General features: G+C 68.2%; 5 protein-coding genes. 4 read left to right on the top strand and 1 reads right to left on the bottom strand.

Going from position 1 to position 5,222, the window contains the following annotated elements; translation table 11 throughout:
* The coding region (locus DQW85_RS13765; protein ID WP_240197158.1) for a cysteine desulfurase family protein at nucleotides 1-608 on the bottom strand (608 nt) is incomplete at its 3' end.
* Between the two features lie 203 nt (nucleotides 609-811).
* On the opposite strand from DQW85_RS13765, the gene ctaC reads away from it, so the two are divergent.
* The 4 genes from ctaC (at nucleotide 812) to DQW85_RS13785 (ending at nucleotide 5,009) form a co-directional block, all read left to right on the top strand.
* Entirely contained in the window at nucleotides 812-1,606 is a 795-nt protein-coding gene (ctaC, locus tag DQW85_RS13770) for an aa3-type cytochrome oxidase subunit II (RefSeq protein WP_240197159.1), read from the top strand.
* The gene (ctaD, locus tag DQW85_RS13775) at nucleotides 1,603-3,267 is read left to right on the top strand and encodes an aa3-type cytochrome oxidase subunit I (protein WP_113700712.1); all 1,665 of its coding nucleotides are present in this window, start codon (nucleotides 1,603-1,605) and stop codon (nucleotides 3,265-3,267) included. The genes ctaC and ctaD overlap by 4 nt, the downstream gene beginning before the upstream one ends.
* Nucleotides 3,267-3,680, top strand: a complete 414-nt coding sequence (locus tag DQW85_RS13780; protein ID WP_113700713.1) for a cytochrome c oxidase subunit 4 — start codon at nucleotides 3,267-3,269, stop codon at nucleotides 3,678-3,680. The genes ctaD and DQW85_RS13780 overlap by 1 nt, the downstream gene beginning before the upstream one ends.
* Nucleotides 3,681-3,818: 138 nt before the next feature.
* A complete protein-coding gene (locus DQW85_RS13785; protein ID WP_113700714.1) occupies nucleotides 3,819-5,009 on the top strand; it encodes a L,D-transpeptidase in 1,191 nt (396 codons plus the stop codon).
* Nucleotides 5,010-5,222: the final 213 nt, after the last annotated feature.

Genomic DNA, 5,222 nt, shown 5'->3' on the forward strand with positions numbered 1-5,222 from the left:
CCCCACTTGTGCGCGCTGGCCGTCAGCACCGACCAGCCCGGCGGGATCGGCAGCCGCCCGGCCGTCTGCGCCGCGTCCACCAGGAGCGGCACCCCGTGCAGGCGGCAGGTCTCGGCGGCCTCGGCCACCGGCTGCAGCGTGCCGACCTCGTGGTTGGCCGTCTGCAGGCACGCCAGCGCCGTGCCCTCCGCGGCCACGGCCGCCGTGAAGGCGTCGAGATCGACCCGCCCGGTGAGGCTCACGCCCACCGCCTCGCTCGTGCCGCCCGCGCGCTCGTGCTCCTGCGCGGCGTGCAGCACGCTGGAGTGCTCGACGGCGCTCGTCACCAGATGGCGCCCGGCCCTGCGCCTGCCGTGTAGGGTGCCGAGCATGCCGAGATGAACGGCCTGCGTCCCCGAGGAGGCGAACGACACCTCGTCGGGCCGCGCGCCGAGAGCCTCGGCCACCGCCGTGCGAGCCTGCTCCAGCAGCAGGCGGGCGCGGCGGGCCTGGTTGTAGAGCCTCGCGGGGTCGGCCCAGCCGGCGTCGATCGCCGTCAGGAGCGCCTCGCGCGCCTGGGGGTGCAGCGGCTCGGTCGAGGCCGCGTCGAAGTACGCCACGAGACCCATCGTCCCACCTGGGGCGGCTCACCCGTGGCGGGACATCGAGGGGGCGCATCGACGGGGGCGCGCGGGAGGGCGGGGCCCTTCCACGCTAATGTGTCTGCAATCAGCTGTGCATGTGGAAATACGAGCGCCCAAGAATGACTCTTGGGCTTCATCTGTGGGGTAGGCGATCCGTGAGTCCGACTCGCCGTTCGACACGGCGTTCGTTGGCCCGGCGCGGGGTGCCGCGCGCCGCCGTTTTGGCGTTGCTGCTGGCCTCCGCTACGGCGTGTGCTAATGACATTCCCGATGCCGACTGGTCTCGTGGCCTCCTTCCGGAGAACATCACCACCCAGAGTGACTGGATCGCGAACCTGTGGAACGGAGCCTGGATCGCCGCGCTCGCCACGGGCGCCGTCGTCATCTTCCTGATCGTGTGGGCGTGCCTGTTCCACCGCAAGCGCAGGGCCAAGGCCGAGCTCCCGCCGCAGGTGCGCTACAACCTGCCGATCGAGATGCTCTACACCCTGGTCCCGCTGGTCATGGTGTCGGTGTTCTTCTTCTTCACCGCCCGCGACAGCCGCGCCCTGGAGGCCATGTCGCCCAACCCCGACGTGAAGGTCAAGGTCGAGGCGTTCCAGTGGAGCTGGCGCTTCACCACCACGGTGAACGGCAAGACCCTCAAGCCGGTCGTCGGCCAGCCGGTGAGCGACTACCTCAAGGGGCCCCAGCTCGTCCTCCCGGTGAACAAGAAGGTCGAGTTCGACCTGGAGTCGCCGGACGTGATCCACTCCTTCTGGGTGCCTGCCTTCGTGTTCAAGCGTGACGTCATCCCCGGCATCCCCGAGGGCAACAAGGGACGCAGGTTCCAGATCGACACGCTGAACAAGCCCAACGTCTACGCCGGTCGCTGCGCCGAGCTGTGCGGCGTCGACCACAGCCGCATGCTCTTCAGCGTCAAGCTCGTGTCGCAGGCCGAGTGGGACCAGTACATCGCGACCCAGACTGGGAGTGCCCAGTGACCGCCATCCAAGAACCCCTCGCGACGACGACGGCCCGGCCGACCCCCAAGGGGCGCGTGCTCGCCAAGTGGCTGTCCTCGACCGACCACAAGGTCATCGGGCACCTCTACCTGATCACGTCGTTCGTCTTCTTCCTGATCGGCGGCGTGATGGCGCTGATCATGCGGGCCGAGCTGGCGCAGCCGGAGCTGCAGTTCACCAGCAACGAGCAGTTCAACCAGCTGTTCACCATGCACGGCACGATCATGCTGCTGATGTTCGCGACGCCGCTGTTCGCCGGCTTCGCCAACGAGCTGATGCCGCTGCAGATCGGCGCGCCCGACGTGGCCTTCCCGCGGCTCAACATGGTGAGCTACTGGCTCTACCTGTTCGGCAGCACCATCGCGGTGGCGGGCTTCTTCACGCCCGGCGGCGCGGCCTCGTTCGGCTGGTTCGCCTACACGCCGCTGTCCAACACGATCTACTCGCCCGGCGTCGGCTCCGACCTGTGGATCATGGGTCTGGCCCTGTCGGGCCTGGGCACGATCCTCGGCTCGGTCAACTTCATCACCACCATCATCTGCATGCGCGCGCCCGGCATGACGATGTTCCGGATGCCGATCTTCACCTGGAACATCCTGCTGACCAGCATGCTCGTGCTGATGGCGTTCCCCGTGCTGGCCGCCGCGCTGCTGGCCCTCGAGGCCGACCGCAAGCTGGGCACCCAGATCTTCGCCATGAACAACGGCGGGCCGATGCTCTGGCAGCACCTGTTCTGGTTCTTCGGGCATCCTGAGGTCTACATCATCGCGCTGCCGTTCTTCGGCATCGTGACCGAGATCCTGCCGGTCTTCAGCCGCAAGCCGATCTTCGGCTACATCAGCCTGGTCGCGGCCACGATCTCCATCGCCGGCCTGTCGATCACGGTGTGGGCGCACCACATGTTCCCGACCGGGCAGGTGCTGCTGCCGTTCTTCTCGTTCATGACGTTCCTCATCGCGGTGCCGACGGGCGTGAAGTTCTTCAACTGGATCGGCACCATGTGGCGCGGCCACCTCACCTTCGAGTCGCCCATGCTGTTCTCGGTCGGCTTCCTGGTGACCTTCCTGCTCGGCGGCCTGACCGGCGTCATCCTGGCCTCGCCGCCGCTCGACTTCCACATCAGCGACACCTACTTCGTCGTCGCCCACTTCCACTACGTGGTCTTCGGCACCGTGGTGTTCGCCATGTTCGCGGGCTTCTACTTCTGGTGGCCCAAGTTCACCGGCCGGATGCTCGACGACCGGCTCGGCAAGGTCCACTTCTGGCTGCTGTTCATCGGCTTCCACACCACGTTCCTGGTGCAGCACTGGCTCGGCGTGCTCGGCTTCCCGCGCCGCTACGCCGACTACAGCGCCATCGACGGCTTCACCGACCTGAACATGATCTCCTCGGTGGGCGCGTTCGTGCTGGGCGCCTCGACGCTGCCGTTCTTCTACAACGTCTGGAAGACCTGGCGCAGCGCGCCCAAGGTCACCGTCGACGACCCGTGGGGTTTCGGCGGCTCGCTCGAATGGGCGACCTCCTGCCCCCCGCCGCGGCACAACTTCACCTCGCTGCCGCGCATCCGGTCCGAGCGCCCCGCGTTCGACCTGCACTACCCGCACGTGTCCGCCAAGTCCGCCCAGGAGGTTGAGGCCTGATGAAGGTCCAGGGTTGGCTGTTCCTGCTGTGCGGCCTCTTCTTCGCCGGGGTCGACGTCGCCTACTGGTTCTGGACGAAGGCCGAGAACGGCGTCGGCGAGCCCGTCGGCACCACGGCCATGGCCATCTCGGTCGGCTTCGCGTTCATGATCGGCTACTACCTGATGTTCACGGCCAGGCGCATCGGCGACCAGCCGGAGGACGACAAGCAGGCCGAGATCAGCGACGGCGCCGGTGAGATCGGCTTCTTCAGCCCCAGCAGCTGGTGGCCGCTGTTCCTGTGCCTGGCCGCGGCCTTCGCCTTCGCCGGGTTCGTGATCGGCCTCTGGATGTTCCTGATCGGGGTCTTCATGGTGATCATGGCCATGATCGGGTTCGTGTTCCAGTACTACCGGGGCAACTTCTCGCACTGAGCCAGGCCGCCGAGCGGGCGTCCTCCCCTGGGGAGGACGTCCGCTTTTTGGTGACCTTTACCAGGGCACGGATGTGGCGAATCGATCACGCTGGGTAATACAGGAGGCGATGGGACCGAACGGGACGGGGGAGTACTCGTGGGGCGCCTTGCGTATGGATCGACCGGCCTGCTGGCCCTGTCGCTGCTGGTTGCGTGCTCCGGAAGCGGCGTGCCCCAGGGGAGCGCCAAGCCCTCCGCCCCGGACGTCACGGTGGCCGTCGTTCCCGTGGACAGGACCGGGAACGTTCCCACGGACGAGACCGTGGTCGTCGCCGCGCACGGCGGCACCCTCAAGAGCGTCCGGGTGACGGCCAAGCACGGCGACCTGCCTGGCGTCATCAGCGCCGACGGCACCCGCTGGCGCAGCAACCGCACCGCCCGGCCGGGCACCACCTACACGGTCACCTCCGTCGCCGTCAACGCCGACGGCAGGCAGAGGCAGGCCAGCAGCACGTTCTCCACCGTCAAGGCGAGCACCGCCTTCGACATCGAGCAGCTCACCCCCAGCAAGGACTACACCGGTCTGACCGTCGGCGTCGGCATGCCCATCATGATCGCCTTCGACCGGCCCATCACCGACCGCGTCTCGGTCGAACGCAACCTCACGGTCCGTAGCTCCAAGCCCGTCCACGGCGCCTGGCACTGGTTCGACGACCGGCACATCGACTTCCGGCCGGACGAATACTGGCCCGCCCACACCAAGGTCCGCCTGGAGGCCCGGCTCGCCGGCGTGCGCGGCGGTGAGGGCATGTACGGCAAGCGCGACGTGACGCTCGACTTCAGGATCGGCCGCTCCCAGATCACCAAGGGCACCATCCAGAGCCACGTCCTGAACGTCGTGCGCGACGGCAGGAAGATCCGCACCATGCCGATGAGCGCCGGCCAGGGCGGCGTCTGGAAGTATCACACGACCTCGGGCGTCCACCTGGCCATGTCGCGCGAGCCGGTCACCGTCATGACGTCGCCCGGCATCGGTCCCGGCCAGGCCGGCTACTACCAGCTGACGGTGTACAACACGGTCCGGATCTCCAACAGCGGCGAGTACGTGCACAGCGCGCCCTGGTCGGTGGGGTCCCAGGGCAACTCCAACGTCAGCCACGGCTGCGTCAACATCAGCCCGGCCAACGCGGCGTGGTTCATCAAGAACACCCTGATCGGGGATCCGATCATCATCACGGGCAGCCCCCGCCCGCTGGAGCCCACCAACGGGTGGGGGCACTGGCAGGAGAACTGGAAGCAGTGGCTCCAGTGGAGCTCCCTCAAGGACGGCCCCACCCTGGACATGTAACCCACCCGACCGGCCTCCTACGGCCGCCCACCGCACCCGCCCGGCGCCCCTGGCCCGCCCACGCCCACGTTGGGGGAGCCGGTGCGAACGCGTCCGTGGCGGCCACGGAAGGCCGCCCGCGGGTCAGGTGACCGAGCTGCTGACCTCGACCCAGCGGGCCAGGGTGGCGGCGGCGCGGCCGGAGTCGACCGCCTGCGCGGCCCGCGTGTAGCC

Origin of the sequence: Nonomuraea lactucae (assembly GCF_003313395.1) — a bacterium.
Lineage (GTDB): Bacteria > Actinomycetota > Actinomycetes > Streptosporangiales > Streptosporangiaceae > Nonomuraea > Nonomuraea lactucae.

Coding starts and splice junctions, on each gene's coding strand:
- DQW85_RS13780 (WP_113700713.1), top strand. CDS start 3,267: ATGAAGGTCCAGGGTTGGCTGTTCCTGCTGTGCGGCCTCTTCTTCGCC.